Source organism: bacterium (genome assembly GCA_024226335.1).
Lineage (GTDB): Bacteria > Myxococcota_A > UBA9160 > SZUA-336 > SZUA-336 > JAAELY01.
Genome location: JAAELY010000355.1, coordinates 1 through 15,978, shown reverse-complemented (window position 1 = coordinate 15,978; position 15,978 = coordinate 1). Strand labels below are relative to the sequence as shown.

Annotated in this window: 17 protein-coding genes; 2 read left to right on the top strand and 15 right to left on the bottom strand. The window is 61.8% G+C overall.

Annotated features, from left to right (window positions below):
• Position 1: 1 nt before the first annotated feature.
• From prmC to GY725_18440, 11 genes are all read right to left on the bottom strand, one after another.
• Positions 2–853 (bottom strand): peptide chain release factor N(5)-glutamine methyltransferase, encoded by an 852-nt coding sequence (gene prmC, locus GY725_18490; GenBank protein MCP4006177.1) that lies wholly within the window; start codon positions 851–853, stop codon positions 2–4.
• Positions 850–1,908: a peptide chain release factor 1 gene (prfA, locus tag GY725_18485; GenBank protein ID MCP4006176.1), complete on the bottom strand. Its 1,059-nt coding sequence runs from the start codon at positions 1,906–1,908 to the stop codon at positions 850–852. The genes prmC and prfA overlap by 4 nt, the downstream gene beginning before the upstream one ends.
• Before the next feature lie 119 nt (positions 1,909–2,027).
• Positions 2,028–2,231, bottom strand: coding sequence for a 50S ribosomal protein L31 (rpmE, locus tag GY725_18480; protein ID MCP4006175.1), 204 nt, complete (start codon positions 2,229–2,231; stop codon positions 2,028–2,030).
• Positions 2,232–2,307: 76 nt separating this feature from the next.
• Positions 2,308–3,558: a transcription termination factor Rho gene (gene rho / locus GY725_18475; protein ID MCP4006174.1), complete on the bottom strand. Its 1,251-nt coding sequence runs from the start codon at positions 3,556–3,558 to the stop codon at positions 2,308–2,310.
• A gap of 141 nt (positions 3,559–3,699) precedes the next feature.
• Positions 3,700–4,356, bottom strand: a complete 657-nt coding sequence (pgeF, locus tag GY725_18470) for a peptidoglycan editing factor PgeF (protein ID MCP4006173.1) — start codon at positions 4,354–4,356, stop codon at positions 3,700–3,702.
• Positions 4,353–5,267, bottom strand: a complete 915-nt coding sequence (locus GY725_18465; GenBank protein MCP4006172.1) for an RluA family pseudouridine synthase — start codon at positions 5,265–5,267, stop codon at positions 4,353–4,355. Before GY725_18465 ends, pgeF begins: the two co-directional genes overlap by 4 nt.
• A 16-nt stretch (positions 5,268–5,283) precedes the next feature.
• Positions 5,284–5,550 (bottom strand): hypothetical protein, encoded by a 267-nt coding sequence (locus GY725_18460; GenBank protein ID MCP4006171.1) that lies wholly within the window; start codon positions 5,548–5,550, stop codon positions 5,284–5,286.
• Positions 5,550–6,242, bottom strand: coding sequence for a DnaJ domain-containing protein (locus tag GY725_18455; protein MCP4006170.1), 693 nt, complete (start codon positions 6,240–6,242; stop codon positions 5,550–5,552). The genes GY725_18460 and GY725_18455 overlap by 1 nt, the downstream gene beginning before the upstream one ends.
• 3 nt (positions 6,243–6,245) lie before the next feature.
• On the bottom strand, positions 6,246–7,121 hold the full coding sequence (locus GY725_18450; protein ID MCP4006169.1) for a MinD/ParA family protein: 876 nt from the start codon (positions 7,119–7,121) through the stop codon (positions 6,246–6,248).
• 67 nt (positions 7,122–7,188) lie between these two features.
• Positions 7,189–7,788 carry an HNH endonuclease gene (locus GY725_18445; protein MCP4006168.1) on the bottom strand — a complete coding sequence of 200 codons (600 nt, stop codon included), beginning with the start codon at positions 7,786–7,788 and terminating at the stop codon, positions 7,189–7,191.
• Positions 7,789–7,797: 9 nt separating this feature from the next.
• Entirely contained in the window at positions 7,798–9,219 is a 1,422-nt protein-coding gene (locus GY725_18440) for an L-seryl-tRNA(Sec) selenium transferase (GenBank protein ID MCP4006167.1), read from the bottom strand.
• Between the two features lie 287 nt (positions 9,220–9,506).
• On the opposite strand from GY725_18440, the gene GY725_18435 reads away from it, so the two are divergent.
• A complete protein-coding gene (locus tag GY725_18435; protein MCP4006166.1) occupies positions 9,507–11,321 on the top strand; it encodes an Rne/Rng family ribonuclease in 1,815 nt (604 codons plus the stop codon).
• Positions 11,322–11,336: 15 nt separating this feature from the next.
• Here the strand turns inward: GY725_18435 and GY725_18430 are convergent, their stop codons facing one another.
• The 4 genes from GY725_18430 to surE form a co-directional block, all read right to left on the bottom strand.
• Positions 11,337–12,314, bottom strand: a complete 978-nt coding sequence (locus GY725_18430) for a hypothetical protein (GenBank protein ID MCP4006165.1) — start codon at positions 12,312–12,314, stop codon at positions 11,337–11,339.
• Between the two features lie 7 nt (positions 12,315–12,321).
• Positions 12,322–13,407, bottom strand: a complete 1,086-nt coding sequence (locus tag GY725_18425; protein MCP4006164.1) for an acyltransferase family protein — start codon at positions 13,405–13,407, stop codon at positions 12,322–12,324.
• Complete coding sequence (locus GY725_18420) at positions 13,404–14,228, bottom strand: ParA family protein (protein ID MCP4006163.1); 825 nt, start codon at positions 14,226–14,228, stop codon at positions 13,404–13,406. Before GY725_18420 ends, GY725_18425 begins: the two co-directional genes overlap by 4 nt.
• Before the next feature lie 131 nt (positions 14,229–14,359).
• The gene (gene surE / locus GY725_18415; protein ID MCP4006162.1) at positions 14,360–15,163 is read right to left on the bottom strand and encodes a 5'/3'-nucleotidase SurE; all 804 of its coding nucleotides are present in this window, start codon (positions 15,161–15,163) and stop codon (positions 14,360–14,362) included.
• 42 nt (positions 15,164–15,205) lie between these two features.
• On the opposite strand from surE, the gene GY725_18410 reads away from it, so the two are divergent.
• The gene (locus GY725_18410; protein MCP4006161.1) at positions 15,206–15,829 is read left to right on the top strand and encodes a CoA pyrophosphatase; all 624 of its coding nucleotides are present in this window, start codon (positions 15,206–15,208) and stop codon (positions 15,827–15,829) included.
• Positions 15,830–15,978 lie beyond the last annotated feature (149 nt).

The window sequence follows — 15,978 nt, the reverse complement described above, 5'->3', positions numbered from 1 at the left end:
CTCAGTTCTCCCGAAACACGGCCTGGATCACGCGATCCACCCCGGCGAGATCCTGGATGATGGCGACTTCGTCCGCCCCGGAGTCGCGCAGCACTTGTTCGACGGCCGATGCTTGTCCGATTCCGATCTCGAGCGCCACGAAGCCGGGACGCTTCAGGCAGTCCGGTGCCTGGGCGGCGATTTCGCGAATGACGCGCAGACCGTCCGGACCGCCGTCGAGCGCGAGTTGAGGCTCGCAGCGGACCTCGGGTTGCAACGTTGCCAGGTCGGCTTCCGGAATATAGGGGGGATTGGAGATGATCAGGTCGAAACCTCCGCCGAGTCCGCTCAGATCGGCGGATTGGACGAGCTTGACGCGGCCGCCGAGTTCCAGCGCTTCGAGATTCCGGGTCGCGACCGCCAGAGCCGCGTCGGAGCACTCGATTGCGACGATCTCTGCCTCGGGGAGTTCGCGTGCGAGGGCCGCGCTGACGCAACCCGAGCCCGTGCCCAGTTCGACCACTCGCCGGGGAGCGAGTTCGACCGCTGCCCGGACCAGGGTCTCGGTGTCGGGCCGCGGGATCAAGACGTCCTCGGACACCCGGAACGGCATCGACCAGAACTCCCGAACTCCGGTCAGATAGGCGACGGGAGTTCTGTCTTTGGCGCGTCGGCGCACGAGTTCACGAAAGCTTGCGCGATCGGCAGTAGCCACCGGCTGATCGAAAGCCAGATACAGATCGAGTCGCTTCATCCCCAGCACGTGTGCCAGGAGGACTTCGGCGTCGAGTCGGGCGGTTTCGATCTCGTGCTCCTGAAAGAACCCAGTCGTCCAGCGCAGGAGCGAGAGCAAGGTCCAGGATTGCTGCGTCATCCTTCCAGCTCCCGTGCTTCCAGATCGACGACTACCTGCTCGATCAATTCACCCAGATCGCCTTCCATGACACGTTCGAGCTTGTGCAGAGTCACTCCGACGCGGTGATCGGTGACGCGATTCTGAGGAAAATTGTAGGTCCGGATGCGTTCACTGCGTCCGCCGGTTCCGATCTGGCCCTTGCGCTCGGTGGCGCGCTCGGCGGCCAGTCGGTCCTGCTCTGCGTCATAGAGCCGCGAGCGCAGGATCTTCATGGCCCGCGCCTTGTTCTTGTGCTGGGATTTCTCGTCCTGACAGGTGACGACCAGGCCGGTCGGAAGATGCGTGATGCGCACGGCAGAGTCAGTCGTATTGACGCTCTGCCCGCCGGGCCCAGAAGCGCGATAGACGTCGATACGCAGATCTTTATCCTCGACCGTCACGTCGGCCTCTTCGGCTTCGGGCAGGACGGCCACGGTTGCGGTGGAAGTATGGATACGGCCCTGCGACTCGGTCGCGGGTACCCGCTGCACGCGGTGCACGCCGCTCTCGTGTTTCAGCCGACCGTAGGCTCCCGAGCCCGTGATGGTGGCGATGACTTCCTTCATGCCGCCACCATCGGTCTCCGACGCGGAAAGGACTTCGACCTTCCATTTGCGTTCGTCGGCGTAGCGGGAGTACATGCGAAAAAGGTCGTGGGAAAACAGCGCCGCCTCGTCTCCGCCGGTTCCGCCGCGGATCTCGATGACCACGTTGCGGCTGTCGCGGGGATCCTTGGGGATCAGGTGGCGTTTGAGCTCGGCTTCCACGATTTCGATCTGGGGGCGAATCTCCCCCAGTTCTGCCTTGGCCAGCTCGGCAATTTCTGCATCCGAGTCCCCGAGCAGATCTTCGTTGTCGGCCAGGGCCGTCCGCAGCTCCTTGAGCCGCCGATAGGTTTCGACCGTGTCGCGCAGGGCCGCCAGCTCCTGGCTGACCTCGCGCAAAAGATTCGGGTTCGAGGCAATCTCGGGCGTCGCGAGCTGGGCCTCCAGCTCGTTGTACCGGGCTTCTACCTCTTCAATCCGATCGAACATGGGAATTCCGAGCGTCGAAACGCACTCAGCCCGCAGCACGCGAGACGAGCGCGGGGCGACATCGGGCGAAAGCTAGGGGTGAAGGGAGGAGATAGCGTGGGCCTGAGAACCCACAGGGATCAGCTCTTCTTCGCGTAGCGGAGCCGGAATTTCTCAACCTTTCCGGCGGTGTCCACGATCTTCTGCTTACCCGTATAGAACGGATGACAGGCCGAACAGATCTCTACCCGAATTGCGTCGACGGTCGAACGAGTTTCGAACTCATTCCCGCAGGCGCAGTGAACGCGCATCATTTTGTACTCGGGATGGATATCGGGCTTCATGGGGTGGCTACCCTAGCTCAGGGTCCCGGGCGACTCAACCGGAATCGGGAACCGGGACCGGCAAACGCTGGATCCCCTACCTGCTCATCGAGTCCATGAAGGCGGCGTTGTCCTCGGTCGCCTTCAGCTTGTCGATCAGGAATTCCATGGAATCGACGCAATTGAGCGGGTTGAGGACCTTTCGCAGCAGCCAGATGCGCTGAAGCGTGTCGTCGTCCATCAAGAGTTCCTCGCGGCGGGTCGAGCTGCGACTGAGGTCGATCGCGGGGTAGGTGCGGCGATCCGCCAGTTTGCGGTCCAGATGGATCTCACAGTTTCCCGTGCCTTTGAACTCCTCGAAGATCACTTCGTCCATGCGCGAGCCCGTATCCACGAGCGCCGTGCCGATGATCGTCAGGCTCCCACCCTCTTCCACATTGCGCGCAGCGCCAAAGAAGCGCTTGGGCTTCTGCATGGCATTTGCGTCGACACCGCCCGACAGGATCTTGCCGGAATGTGGGATCACGGAGTTGTGCGCGCGGGCCAGTCGCGTGATCGAGTCGAGCAGGATCACCACGTCGCGTCCGTGCTCGACCAGGCGGCGCGCCTTCTCGATGACCATTTCAGCGACCTGTACGTGGCGTGTCGGCGGTTCGTCAAACGTCGACGAAACGACCTCGGCCTTCACGTGGCGCTGGAAGTCGGTCACCTCTTCCGGACGCTCGTCGATCAACAACACAATCACGATGGCCTTCGGGTCGTTACTGGTGATGGCATTGGCCAGATCCTGCAGCAGCATGGTCTTGCCCGCCTTCGGCGGCGATACGATCAACGCGCGCTGGCCCTTGCCAATCGGCGCGACCAAATCGACGGCGCGAGTCGTCAGCTTCTTGGACTGGGTCTCGAGTTTGAATCGCTCGTCCGGATACAAGGCGGTCAGCGAATCGAACTTGATGCGCCGATGCGCTGCGTGGTCGCGATCGAAGTTGACCTGATTGACCTTTAGAAGCGCGAAGTATTTCTCACCCTCCTTCGGCGAGCGAATCTGCCCTTCGATCGTATCGCCGGTTCGCAGGTTGAAGCGACGAATCTGCGAAGGCGAAACATAGATATCATCGGGCCCGGGCAAGTAGCTGGAATCGGGCGAGCGCAGGAATCCATAGCCGTCCGACATCCTCTCGAGCACGCCTTCGCCGAAGATCTCCCCATCTTCCTTTTTCATTTCCATCTCCAGGATGGCGAAGATGAGTTCCTGCTTCGTCATGCCTCCCATACCTTCCAGACCCTGGGCGCTGGCCATCTCCGACAGGTCGGTGACATTCTTCTGCTTCAGTTCCTTGAGATTCATCGAGGTTCCTTCATTTTCAGAATGGGCGTTCTCGGATGGCGGTTGGAGCGGGTGCAGGACGAGACGGGGCTAGAGAAAGACCAGGGGCACGAACTGAAGACCTGGGAATGAATCGGGCGTTTCGGGTCCGAGATTGAGGGCTCAGCCCGTGGCGTGTGGCATGCGCACGTAGTGCAGCATGCGTCCGCCAGTGCCATCGCGGCGGTAGCTGGGGTAACGCTCCGGATGGCAATGCGTGCAGGCGCCCACGTGTTCGATCTGCGCTTGGGGAATTCCCGCGCCAACGAGCTGGGCGATATTCAGCGCGAGAAGATCGAGCATGTAGTGGCCGGAGCGCACAGCCTGGAACACACTCGCCTGCGAGATCCTCTTGCGTACGGGTTCGTCGACCTCGTAACAACAGGGGCCGATATGCGGACCGATTGCGACGAAGAGGTTCACAGCCGACACGCCCGCCTCCCGCTCGAGTCGTCGTGTGACGATTGCGGCGATCCCATCGGCACTGCCCCGCCAACCGGCGTGCGCGGCGGCCACGACGCGAGCATCTCTGTCGACGAAGAGGACCGGCACGCAATCCGCCGTAACGATTCCCACCGCCACCCCGGGCTCTTGCGTGAACATCGCGTCCGCTTCCGCCCCTTTGGGAATTCGCGGCCCGCGAAGCACTTCGGTTCCGTGCACCTGCTTCGCACCAAACACGTCACCGGGTGCAGCCGGGTCAGCCGATCGGGTTCCAAAACCGTGATCGATGTCCAACTCGTTGAGCAGATCCGAGGTCTCGTAGCCCGCCGGGTTCATCCTGGAAGCCCCGCGATGAATACGGAGAGGTCTTCGGGAAGTTCCGAGACCAGACGCACGCGCTCACCGGTCTTCGGATGATCAAAACCCAGTAGCGTGGCGTGCAGGGCCTGCCGGCCAAGTGAGCGACCGAGCGCAGCACGTCCACCGCCATAGACGGAATCGGCGACCACCGGCATTCCGATCGAGGCCAGATGAACGCGGATCTGGTGCGTTCGACCGGTTTCGAGGCGCACGCGCAGGAGGGTTGCTTCCTTCAGTCGCCGTTCGACGCGCCAGTGGGTACGTGCTTCGCGCCCGCCACTGCTGCGCGTCGTGTAGCGTTTGCGATCCTTGGGGTGGCGTGCAATGGGCGCGTCGATCGATCCCTCGTCCGCACGCGGCGTACCGCGCACGAGTGCCAGGTACTCGCGATCAATGGAGTGCGCCTTGAACTGTTCGGCGAGGCTCCGGTGCGCCACGTCGTTCTTTGCGACCACGAGAACCCCGGACGTGTCCTTGTCGAGCCGGTGCACGATACCGGGTCGCAGAACGCCGCCGACCCCCGAGAGATTGTCGCAGTGATGCAAGAGCGCATTCACGAGGGTTCCAGCGCGATGTCCGGCTGCGGGATGCACCACGAGACCCGCTGGTTTGTCGATTGCGATCACGTGTGGGTCTTCGAGCAGCACGGTCAGCGGAATCGCCTCGGGTTCCACACTGGACGGTAGCGCGGCCGGAATACTGCCACTGATGCGCTGCCCCGAGTTCAGGCGGTGCGATGGTTTGGCGAGGTGCCCGTCCAACATGACGTCACCGTCGTCGATCAGGCGCCGCGCTTGGGCGCGCGAGATCTCTGGCTCCAGTTCGCCCAACGCAACATCGAGTCGCTTGCCCACGTGCGTTTCGCCGACTTCGTGCGTGAAGCTCACGCCGGATCCCGACCCGCTACCAGATGTGGCTGGGCAGACCGCGCATCGGATAGATGAGCACGTCGACCAGCGCGTGATTGAAAATGCGCTGCTTGTCCGGCAGCGAAGAATCTACGTTGTGGTCGTAGTACATCCGCGCCTGCTCCAACTCGGGCGCCAGGCGGTCGAGCAGATCGTCTTTCTCGATACCGATACGCAGCTGCTCACCCGCGTAGAACGCGACATCGGAGAAGATCACGCGCGCGAAACGTCGCGCGCGTCGGGGGTTGGAGATCAGGTCCACTAGTCGCGAACTCCAAGACTGGCCTTCATGCGCTGCAAATAACTTTCGGCGACCGTCGTCGGGGAAAGCCCGATGCTCTTGGCGTATTCCTTGACGAAGCCGCGCACATAGACCGTTGCAGGCAACGCTTCGTACTCGTTCGCCTCGATGTTGTTCAGGTAGTCTTCGTTGACCTTGGTCAGCGAGGAGATTTCGTCGAGTTCGATACCGAGGCTCATGCGCACGGCACGCAGGACCGTGCCGTCGTACACGCCGTCCGATGGCTCCAGCGATTCGTCCAGTTCGACTTCGGGTTCGGAATCCTTGGGCGGAGCCCGCAGAGGTGGCTGCGGAGCAACGCGCTCGGCGGTGATACGAAGCTCGGGGGGTTCCGCGCTCGGTTCGACGGACGACTCGACCGTCGCTTCCAGGGGGACTTCGGTACTGCTGGCCACCTGCGCCTGTTCGACGTGGCTCCTGAGCCGTGCATCGTACTCGCGACGCAACTGCGGATCGGAAAGCACGGCGTAGGCTTCTTCGATGCGGCGCAGGATCGCGGCGGTTTCGTCGGTGGAAAAGACCGAGTAGGTCGCGGTTGACGAAGGCTCCCAAGTAACGCGAGCGATCCGGTAGGCACGTTCGATCTGCTTGGGTGTTCCGCCGCGCGGCACTTCCAGCAGCTTGTAGAAATCCTGGTCCACAAGCGGTTTCATTGCTCAGCTCCCCAAGAGCTTTTTTACGATTCTGCGGATATAGAGTGCGCCATCGGCGCGCGGGTAAGCGAGAACCAGAGGCCGCCTCTCCTTGACGGATCGCCAGGCGAAATCATCGTAGTTGATGTAGCCCACATAGTCGACGTTGATCCCGAAGAACTTCCGACACACGCTGCGGATCGAGAAACCCATTTTTACTTCTTCGCTGTTGCGAACCTGATTCACGACTAGCGTAGGGGAGAACGCCGCGATCACTCCTCGCACTCGTTGACCTTCTTCCGGGGAGATCCGATCGATTTCATCCAGAAGATCGGAAGGAGTGCGAATGCCGCGCTCGTTCCGCTGGTCCATGGCCATGCGGACCAGATCGCGAACCGGCGAATCCTGCAAGGCCTGCGAAAGTCGACGATAGAAAGCGGCTCGCAAGAAAGCGTACGCGTTCTCGATCGCCGTCGGTTCAGGTGTCGTGACCAGGAACGCCTTGTCTGCGTCCAGAAAGAAGTCGACCGTCGAGCGATCCGTGCCCGCGGCGAGATCGAAAATAACAAGGTCAGCAGGAAGTTCGCGCACTGCAGCGAGAAGACGCTCGCGTTGTTCAGTAGTCGTTTCGGCTTTCCCGACCTTCCCGATTGCGCCGATGATCAATCGCAGACCGGGGATTGGCGTTTCGATGGCCGCCTTGTTGAGATCGACGACGCGGTCTTCGAGAACGTCTGAGAGGTTTACGCGTTCGCCTCCGCGCACACCCAGACAAGTGTGGAGGTTTGCACCTCCGAGGTCCGCGTCGATCAGGATTACGCGCAGACCGGAGCGAGCCGCCACTGTCGCGAAGTTCGCGACCAGAAAGCTCTTGCCGATCCCCCCCTTGCCGCCACCCATTGCCCAGACGCGAGTCTGCTTTTCCGGAGCGTCTGCTCCGTCACCTTCGGCAGAAGGATCACGGCGTCTAATGCTGAGCCAGCTCGGCGTTCCCGTTAGACGCATTGATAATCGAGAGAAAGGGTCCCCACTCCGGGTAAGTTTGCCCCCATCCGACGAAACCTGCCATGGGTGTCCATCGGGGACGCTGCGGACGGCGCTTTAAACGCATGCCCGCCTGCCGGGGAGTACGGCCTCCCTTGATCCGATTGCAGTCCAAACAGCTGCAAACGACGTTCTCCCAAGTGGTCCGACCGCCTTGTGAGCGGGGGATCACATGGTCGAGATTCAGGTCTGCTCTACCCAGCTTCTGGATGCAGTACTGACAGGTATTGCGATCGCGCGAATAGATATTGGCCCTGCTGAAGCGCACGTGGCGGCGGGGCATTCGGTCGAACGCCGCGAGCAGGATCACGCGAGGAACCTGGATGACTCCGCCCACGAGGCCGGCGACGGCCTTGCCGGGTTCGGGCGTGCGGGCGCGCCACGATTCGAAATCGAATGTGTCGTACTCGGCGTCGACCGCCCGAGCCATCCCTCGATACAAGAGGACAAAGGCGCGTCGTACCGATGTTACGTGGATCGGTAGATAGGACCGGTTCAGTACCAGTACTGAAGCCTCAAGCATGCGATTACCTTAGCCGGAACGGGCACTTCGATCAACGAAGAGTTTCCCGAAGGCCATGCTGATCGCTTCGATTTCGGCATCGCAAAGGGTTCTGCAGTCCAGCTGGATGGCGTCTCGGTGCACGCGCACCAGAATCGCTGGCGAACCCGTACGCAGGAGTCGCGACAGCTCGTTGGCGTTGCGCCCTTTTCCCGATTCCTGCGACCGGCTGGGAATTCGCACGACCCAGCTGGGAAGCTGGATCTCGGGAAGTGCGCCACCGCCGACCGAACTCGACAGCTCTTCGACCGTGGCTTCGGACCAGCCAACGGCCACAAGGGCAGCGGCCAGGCGATGGGCCCGAGCCGCCAGCGCAGCGGGAGGCTCGAGCAGTTTGCCGATCACCGGAATCTGTTCCGCTCGATCGTCGAGCAGGGTGCGAAGGGTCCAGTGCAGCGCGGCCAGGGTCATTTTGTCGACGCGCATCGCGCGCGCCATCGGATGACGCCGCACGCGCTCGATCAGTTCGGCGCGTCCCAGCAGGATGCCCGCCTGCGGTCCGCCCAGAAGTTTGTCACCGCTAAACAGCACCAGGTCCGCACCCGCACGCAGGCCCTCCCAGGCCTCGGACTCGGGGACACCGTGTTCCCGCAGGTCGACGAAACTGCCACTGCCCCGGTCTTCGACCACCGGTACCGAGCACCGCGCTCCGAGCTCGGCCAGCTCCGTCAACTTCACATCAGCGGTAAAACCCTCGATGCGGAAGTTGCTGCGGTGGACCTTCAGCAGCATTCCGGTCCGATCGTTGATCGCTCTCTCGTAATCGCGGAGATGTGTGCGGTTGGTCGTGCCGATCTCTCGCAGACTGGCGTGGCTGGCCTCCATGATCTCCGGTACTCGGAAGGAACCTCCGATTTCGACCATTTCCCCGCGCGATAAAACGACCTCGCGCTCGGCGGCGATCGCTTCGACTGCGAGCAGCAAAGCGGCGGCGTTGTTGTTCACTACGTGCGCTGCTTCCGCGCCCGCGATCAGGCACAGCAATTCGGCGACCCGTTCGGTTCGCGAACCGCGTTGGCCACTGGACAGGTCGAGTTCCAGGTCGGAATAGCCCGACGCGGCGCGCGCAACTTCGCGCGCGGCGTCCTCTGCCAACGGTGCCCTTCCCAGGTTGGTGTGGAGCACGATGCCGGTGGCGTTGATGACCCGGACAGGCCAGGGCTGGCTGAGGCGGGCGGCCCGGGCCCGACTCAAGCGCGCCAACTCCTCCAGTTCCACGGAGACGTCTTCGCGACCCGCGAGAATCGCACTGCGAGCCTCGGCCAGCACCCCGCGGGCCCCCGCGAGAAGGCTCCATCGGGGCAGTTCCACATCAATTCCGGAGGCTTCTACCAGTTTGTCCACAGGCGGTAAACGCCTCACGCGTGCATTGACCGCTTCGGAGCCTTCCATTAGGGTCTCTTCATCCTCAGTACGAGCCTCGAAAGGTGTTCCATCTTATTCGGGCTATCGCCACGGAAGGACGTCCAGCATTACGTCCACCACAGGAGGCCTACTCAACCACGAGCGCGAACCGTACTCACGCGCGCTACGGGCCACCTGTTCGATTCTTACTGATATGTTGAAACTTTCCAATACTACGGTACCCCATCGATCCGACCCGGTGTCGGCCGCGAAGACGAGCATACTCGCCCGCGGCCGCCGAACGGACGTGGCGCGGTACCCCAAAGGGATCTTTGATGCGAAACGAAATCTTCGTGAACGTCAGCCCGCGCGAAACGCGGGTGGCGCTCCGGGAAGCCGACAAGGTTGTCGAGCTTCACATCGAACGAGTCAATGAACGCGGCGTCGTCAGCGGGATCTACAAGGGACGCGTAACCCGGGTTCTCCCGGGCATGCAGGCCGCTTTCGTCGACATAGGCCTGGATCGGGCCGGCTTCCTGCCCGCCGGTGATTACCGCGCCGACCTGGATGATGTCGACCTCGACGACGACACCAATGGCGGCAACAACCGAGGTGGCCGCGGGCGCCGAGGCCGGGCGCCAACTCCTCAGATCGAGGACGTCCTCCAGGAGGGCGCCGAGGTCGTCGTTCAGGTTTCGAAGGAGCCTTTGGGCACGAAGGGCGCGCGAATCACCTCGCGCATCTCGTTGCCGGGTCGACACCTGGTTCTCATGCCCTGGGCCAATCGGGTCGGCGTTTCGAGACGCATCGTGGGGGATCGCGAACGGCGGCGCCTGCGACAGATCGTAGAGAAGTTCCGACCGCGCGAACTCGGATTCATCGTGCGCACCGTTTCGCACGGGGTCAGCGAAGCCGATATCAAGGCCGACATCGAATACCTGACCAGCCAGTGGGAGCTGATCCAGGAAAAGCTCAAGGAGCACAAGGACGTTCCCGCCCTGGTGTACGAAGAGCCCGCGCTGCACCTGCGAGTGCTGCGGGATCTGGTCTCGCACGAAACCAAGCAGATTGCGGTCGACGATGCGGATGCCTACGGGGATATGCAGGCCTTCGCTCACAAGTTCATGGCGGCACCTCGCCCCCGCATCACGCACTACCGGGGCACTCAGCCCCTGTTCGATTCACAGCGTGTCGAAAACGAGATCGAAGAGGGTCTGGGTCGCAAGGTCTGGCTGAAGTCGGGCGGCTATCTGATCATCGACCAGAGCGAAGCGCTCACTGCCGTAGACGTGAACACCGGCCGTTACACCGGGGGTAAGGGTCGAAATCTCGAAGAGACCACGCTCAAGACCAATCTCGAGGCGGTTCGCGAGATCGTGCACCAATTGCGCTTCCGCAACCTGGGTGGGTTGATCATCCTCGATCTGATCGACATGGAGATCGCCGCCAACCGCGAGAGGGTCTACAAGTCACTGGTCGAAGCGCTGCGCGAAGACAAGGCCAAGGTCAATCTACTCAAGATCTCCGAGCTCGGGCTGGTCGAGATGACGCGCAAGCGCACCCGGGAGAGTCTCGAACAACAGCTGTGCAACCCCTGTCCGGTATGCGAGGGCAAGGGCTACCTGCAGTCGAGTCAGACGACCTCGAACCGTGCTTTCCGGGAGTTGCCGCGTGCGGCCACCTATCTGCGCGGTGAAACGTTGCGACTGCACTGCCATAACGAAGTAGCCGAGATTCTGACGAACGACGCGGCGGAAACCGTCGATCTGGTTCGCGAGCGCCTGGGCCGGAAGGTCGAAATCGTGGCCAATGCCACCTTCCACCCCGAGCAGTTCGAAATCACCTCACATGGACCCCGTATCCCCAAGGCCGAGCCTGTCGCGGAGCCGAAGCCTGTTGCGGCCGAGCCGGAGCCTGTTGCCGCCGAGCCCGAAACTGCGCCGGAAGCTGAGGCCGCGCTCGAGGCCGAGCAGAAGGCTTCGGAAGAACCCGAAGAGGACGTTCCGACGGTTGACGTTCAAGCCTCCGAAACGCCTGACGCGGAGCAGGAAATCGAGAATCCGAAACTCACGAACGTCAATGGAGCGGATCGGGCGGCAGATGCCGAACCAGAAGCCGCTTCCGAGGAACAATCCGGCGCGGAAGTCTGAGCCACCCCTGGCGGATTAGCGACAGCGGACGGTTTCTACGCGGCGCTCACCGCCGCGGCCTCGTACTTCGACTCGATACTGGGGTTCAAACCCGAGTGATTCCGCGGCCAATCGGGTATTGAGCACGGCTCCGAAGCGATGGAAAACGGTGCTGTGCGACGAATTGCGGCCCAGTGCCGTCTCGATCAGAGACACGGCACCGTTGACGAAGCCCGGAACCGTCAACAGTCCGAAGCGACGCTCGTTGCTGCACAGTTCCGAGCGCGGAAAGACTTCGCGACCGGAGATATTGTAAGCACCGGGCCGGTCGGAATGCAGCGCGAGCACCAGCGCCCGCGCCACATCGCGCTCGGTAACCACCGAGAAAATGGGGTCGAAACCCAGTGGAGTCGAGCCGCGCTGTAGCGGCGGCGAGTTCACGAAGTCCCCGTTTTCGGTCACGATACTCGCGGCGCGAAGAATCGTCATGCTCAGTTTTGGATCATTGGCTTCCCGCTGACAGATCATGTCTGCATCAATCCAGGAGCGGACTTCAGGATCTTCCTCGGCGTCGTAACCCAATAGCTGGCCTTCATCAAAGACACTGGCGTTACCGGGCTCTGGCCGGTAGACGAAGGCGGTCGACAGGTAGACGAAACGCTCGATGCAACTCTGTTTCTGGCATTCCTCGACGAGACGACGGGTTTCGGAAACCAGTACGGAGACATTTCCCGGTATGTGCTCGCCCGGTGGATTGCTCGTGAATGGCAAGTGCAACACGGAGTCGAGCCGCGCGCGGGCGAAGCGCTCGGAATGGAAGAAGTTGTTCAGATGACGCGCCTTCGCCAGATCGAGGCGCTGGTAGGCGCACTTGTCGCGATAAGCTTCGAAGAAGCTCGGTTCGGGGCCAGTCCCCATGCCCAGTACCAGGGACACGTCGGGATCGTGGTAGAGCACCTTGACCAGTCGTCTCCCGACTGCAGAATCGACGTGTGTGATCAGAACGCGGCGCATCGCGGACTCACAATCGCTTGCTTCGGCGTGCAATCACCCTCTGATCGAGGGTGACCTGAATTCGCCGCCGCACCTGCTCCGCCATGTAACGAATGGCGTGAGGGTCCTTGATTGCTGTTACTGGAAACTCCTCGTAAAAGCGGAACGGATCGCCGTACAGGATCTCGTACTTCACGGGATAGGGAAGCAAACCCAGGGGGCCTAGCAGCGGAAACGTGGGCGTGATCGGGAAGAACGGCAAGCCGAGTAACTTCGCAAGCGTCTTGGAATTGTGAAGAATTGGCGCCTGGTCGTCCGCGCCCACCACCGCGACCGGAATGATCGGCACGCGGTACTTGAGCGATTCCTCGACAAAGCCAAGGTGGAAGTCCTGCAGGACGTAGCGTTCGGCTGCGCGCTTGCGCACCCCCGCCATACCTTCGGGAAATACCAGAACCAGTTGATCGTCGCGCAGTAGTGCGCCGAAGTTCTCGCGACTTCCGATCACTTGCCCGACTCGCGCGTAGAACACGTTGACGAATGGCAGCTTACCGGCCCAGCGATCCACGACACTACGAGCGAGTCTCGAGGGTTGCGCTCGCAACATAATATCGACCACGATCATGGCTGCATCGAAAGGAAGCAGACCTCCGTGGTTCGCGGCCAGGATCGCGCCCTCTTTCTCGGGGATCACCTGATGGCCGTGGCTCTCGACCCTGAAGTAGTTCTCGTGTAGCTGCTTGAAGACGGCCAAAGCTCGGCGGGCGACGCGACCGTTGAGCCCGAACGAATCGTAGTGACGGGCATCATGGCGGCTGATGAGGGATGCGATGCGCTCCTCGTCTTCGCGTTCGAGCAATACCCCCGCGAGTCGATCGAGAATTCCGGCCGCTTCATCGCCTTCGTCATATCCGGGAACTTCCGGAACTGGCGGACCCAGATCGGGCGGCGCACTCGACTGGCGGTTCGTCGGACGACGTGGAGGAGGCTCGTCATCGTCATCGACGAGTTGGATGCTGCGCTCGCGAAGGCGCAGCAGGTAGGGAAGCGTCCCATCGCTTTGAAGGAAGGGATCGCTGCCTAGCGATTGGGATTTCCGGGTGTCCTTGCTCATTTCCGCAACTCGAAAGCCCGTGCTGGCGCGCCGGAATCCAGTTCTTCGGAAATCGCTGCCATCCAGCGGGCCGCAGCAGAGCGCGGTGCGTGTTCGAAAATCGTCTTGGAACGACTCTGGGCTTCGTCGATCAATACGGAATAGCCAAGGACCGTGTCGGACAACTGTTTCGGAAAATGTTCTTTCAGCTTCTCGAGGATCTCGGCCGCCATTTTGGTTCGCCGTGCGAACGTGGCAATGACCATGCTGATCTGCAGCGCCGGATGATCGAAACGGGTGCGCACCATCTCCACGGTGCGAGTCATCTCGGCCGCGCCGTCGAGTCCGAGATATGTGAGTGGAACCGGCAGTACGACCTCACTCGCGGCGAGCAGGATGTTGAGAGTGATCGAACCGAATGAGGGAGGCGAATCGAACAGAACATAATCGTAGCCTGTGACTCGCTCGAGTGCGTCACGCAGAAAGAAGTACTCCGCGCCATCATGCTCAGCGGCTTCCTGTGGAAAGAGAGCGAGTGACTTGTTGGATGGAACAAGATCGAGATTGGGATGACGCGCGCGCACGATCGGCAATCCCGGGCGCGTGTCCTCACCGAGAACTGCGTCCAACAACATATCGAGTGCCGTCTTGCGAGCCGCACCCACATCGACGCCAAGTACTTTGCCGAGTTGACCCTGAGGGTCCAGGTCGATCAGCAATACTCGCTTGTCGAGAACGCGCGAGAGGTAGTCGCCGACACTCGATGCAAGTGTCGTCTTGCAGCTACCTCCCTTCTCATTGATGAAGGCGATGCGACGCGTGACGGACCCCCCCCCAGACAGAATCGCCTACCGACGGAAAACTGAACCGCGTCAAGGCTCTTGCTTGAGGTCTATTCCAGGATTGCGTTGCTGTCAATCGCGAATTCGGCAAAGAAGCAACAAGGGCTGCACGAAGTGCCGCGCCGATCGGATCAACTCCCCGATCTGGAGAGACGACTGCGGATCGAATCCGAAACCTCGGCGGTGTGCGCGAGCCTTACCGGGGTAATTGACACCCGTCCTTGACGCAGGACAGCGAAGTCCATCTCGGGAAGGACATCGGCTTCGTTCCGAAGTCCACCGGCGAACTGGTGGGAGTAGACTCCGTCCTCTTTTTGCCCGAACAATGCGCCGTATCCGACCGGGGCGAGCTGCGTCACGACTCGCGGTGTATGGACATCTGCATCGCGCCCGAAGTTCACATTGATCAGGTCCGTCCCCTCGGGGAATCGATCTTCGCGCACGGTCCGCACGATGTCGGCCGAGATTTCGGCCGCCCGCTCCCACAAAGGACGCGATCGCTCCCCAAGCGCCTCGCGCTTCCAGTTCCGGTCGCCGTCGACGACCCCCAACGAGAAGGCGAGTGCCGGAAGGCCCGCAATCCAACCCTCCATTGCGGCCCCGACGGTTCCGCTCGAAAGAAAGAAACCGAGCCCTGCGTTGAGTCCGATGTTCACGCCCGATACGACCATGTCGGGCGGCTCGTCGAACAGCGAATGGATGGCGAGATTGGTGCAATCGGCGGGGAAACCCCCAACTGCCGTCATCTCGATACCCTCTCGCTTGACCTTCTCGATCGGGATGTCGGCCCAGCGGGTAATCGCCTTGCCGATCCAGCTGCGCTCCCCGCCGGGCACCACCACCCGGACCTCGGCGATCAACGCCAGGGCCTTCACCAGCGGCACGAGCGCCGGTGAGTCCACCCCATCGTCGTTGGTTACAAGTAAATAGCTCAACGCGCGGCAGGATAGCTCTCTGGTGGGTATTTTCCCGTAGCGATGACAATTGAAGACCCAGATCCCCTCGTTCTCGAGGGAATTCGCAGCCAGATTGTTTCCCACGAGCCGAGTCTGGTGCCTTCCCCGGCGGAAACCCGGGGCCACGCCGCAGTTGCGCTGGTATTGCACGAACCTGAGGACGGCAGCGGACCGGAGCTGCTTTTCATCGAGCGTGCCGTGCGCGAGGGCGACCCCTGGTCCGGACAGATGGCCTTCCCCGGAGGGCGACGAGACATCATTGACGCAACGATGGGGCATACGGCTCAGCGCGAGACCCTAGAAGAGGTCGGCGTAGATCTCGCGACCCCGATCGGGCGACTGGACGATGTGATGGGGGGGCCGAAATCGCCAAAACCCGCGCAGATCGTAATCTCGTCCTACGTGTACGAGCTTCCCGAACGGCCGACGATCATCGCCAACCACGAGGTTCAGTCCGCAGTCTGGGTACCACTTTCCTGGATCCTGCATCGCGACAGCTCCCACGACTATCGCTTCGAACGCGCTGGATTCAGCGGCTCGTACTCGTCCTTTCGCTACCAGGGCTACACGGTCTGGGGACTGACCTACCGCGTACTGGAACTGTTCTTCGACGTTGTCGGGCGGCAGATGCCGCCCCGTCGTTGAGAAACGCGGGCTAGGGAATCTCTGCACAGGGAGGATTCGAGCGAGAAGCGGGAGTCGCCGCCTGAGCAAGAAGCGTGATCCGATCGCAGATCCGTAGATCTGCAGAGGGTCGCGCGACGCAGCGCAGGCGGATGCATCGCGCTTCGCAG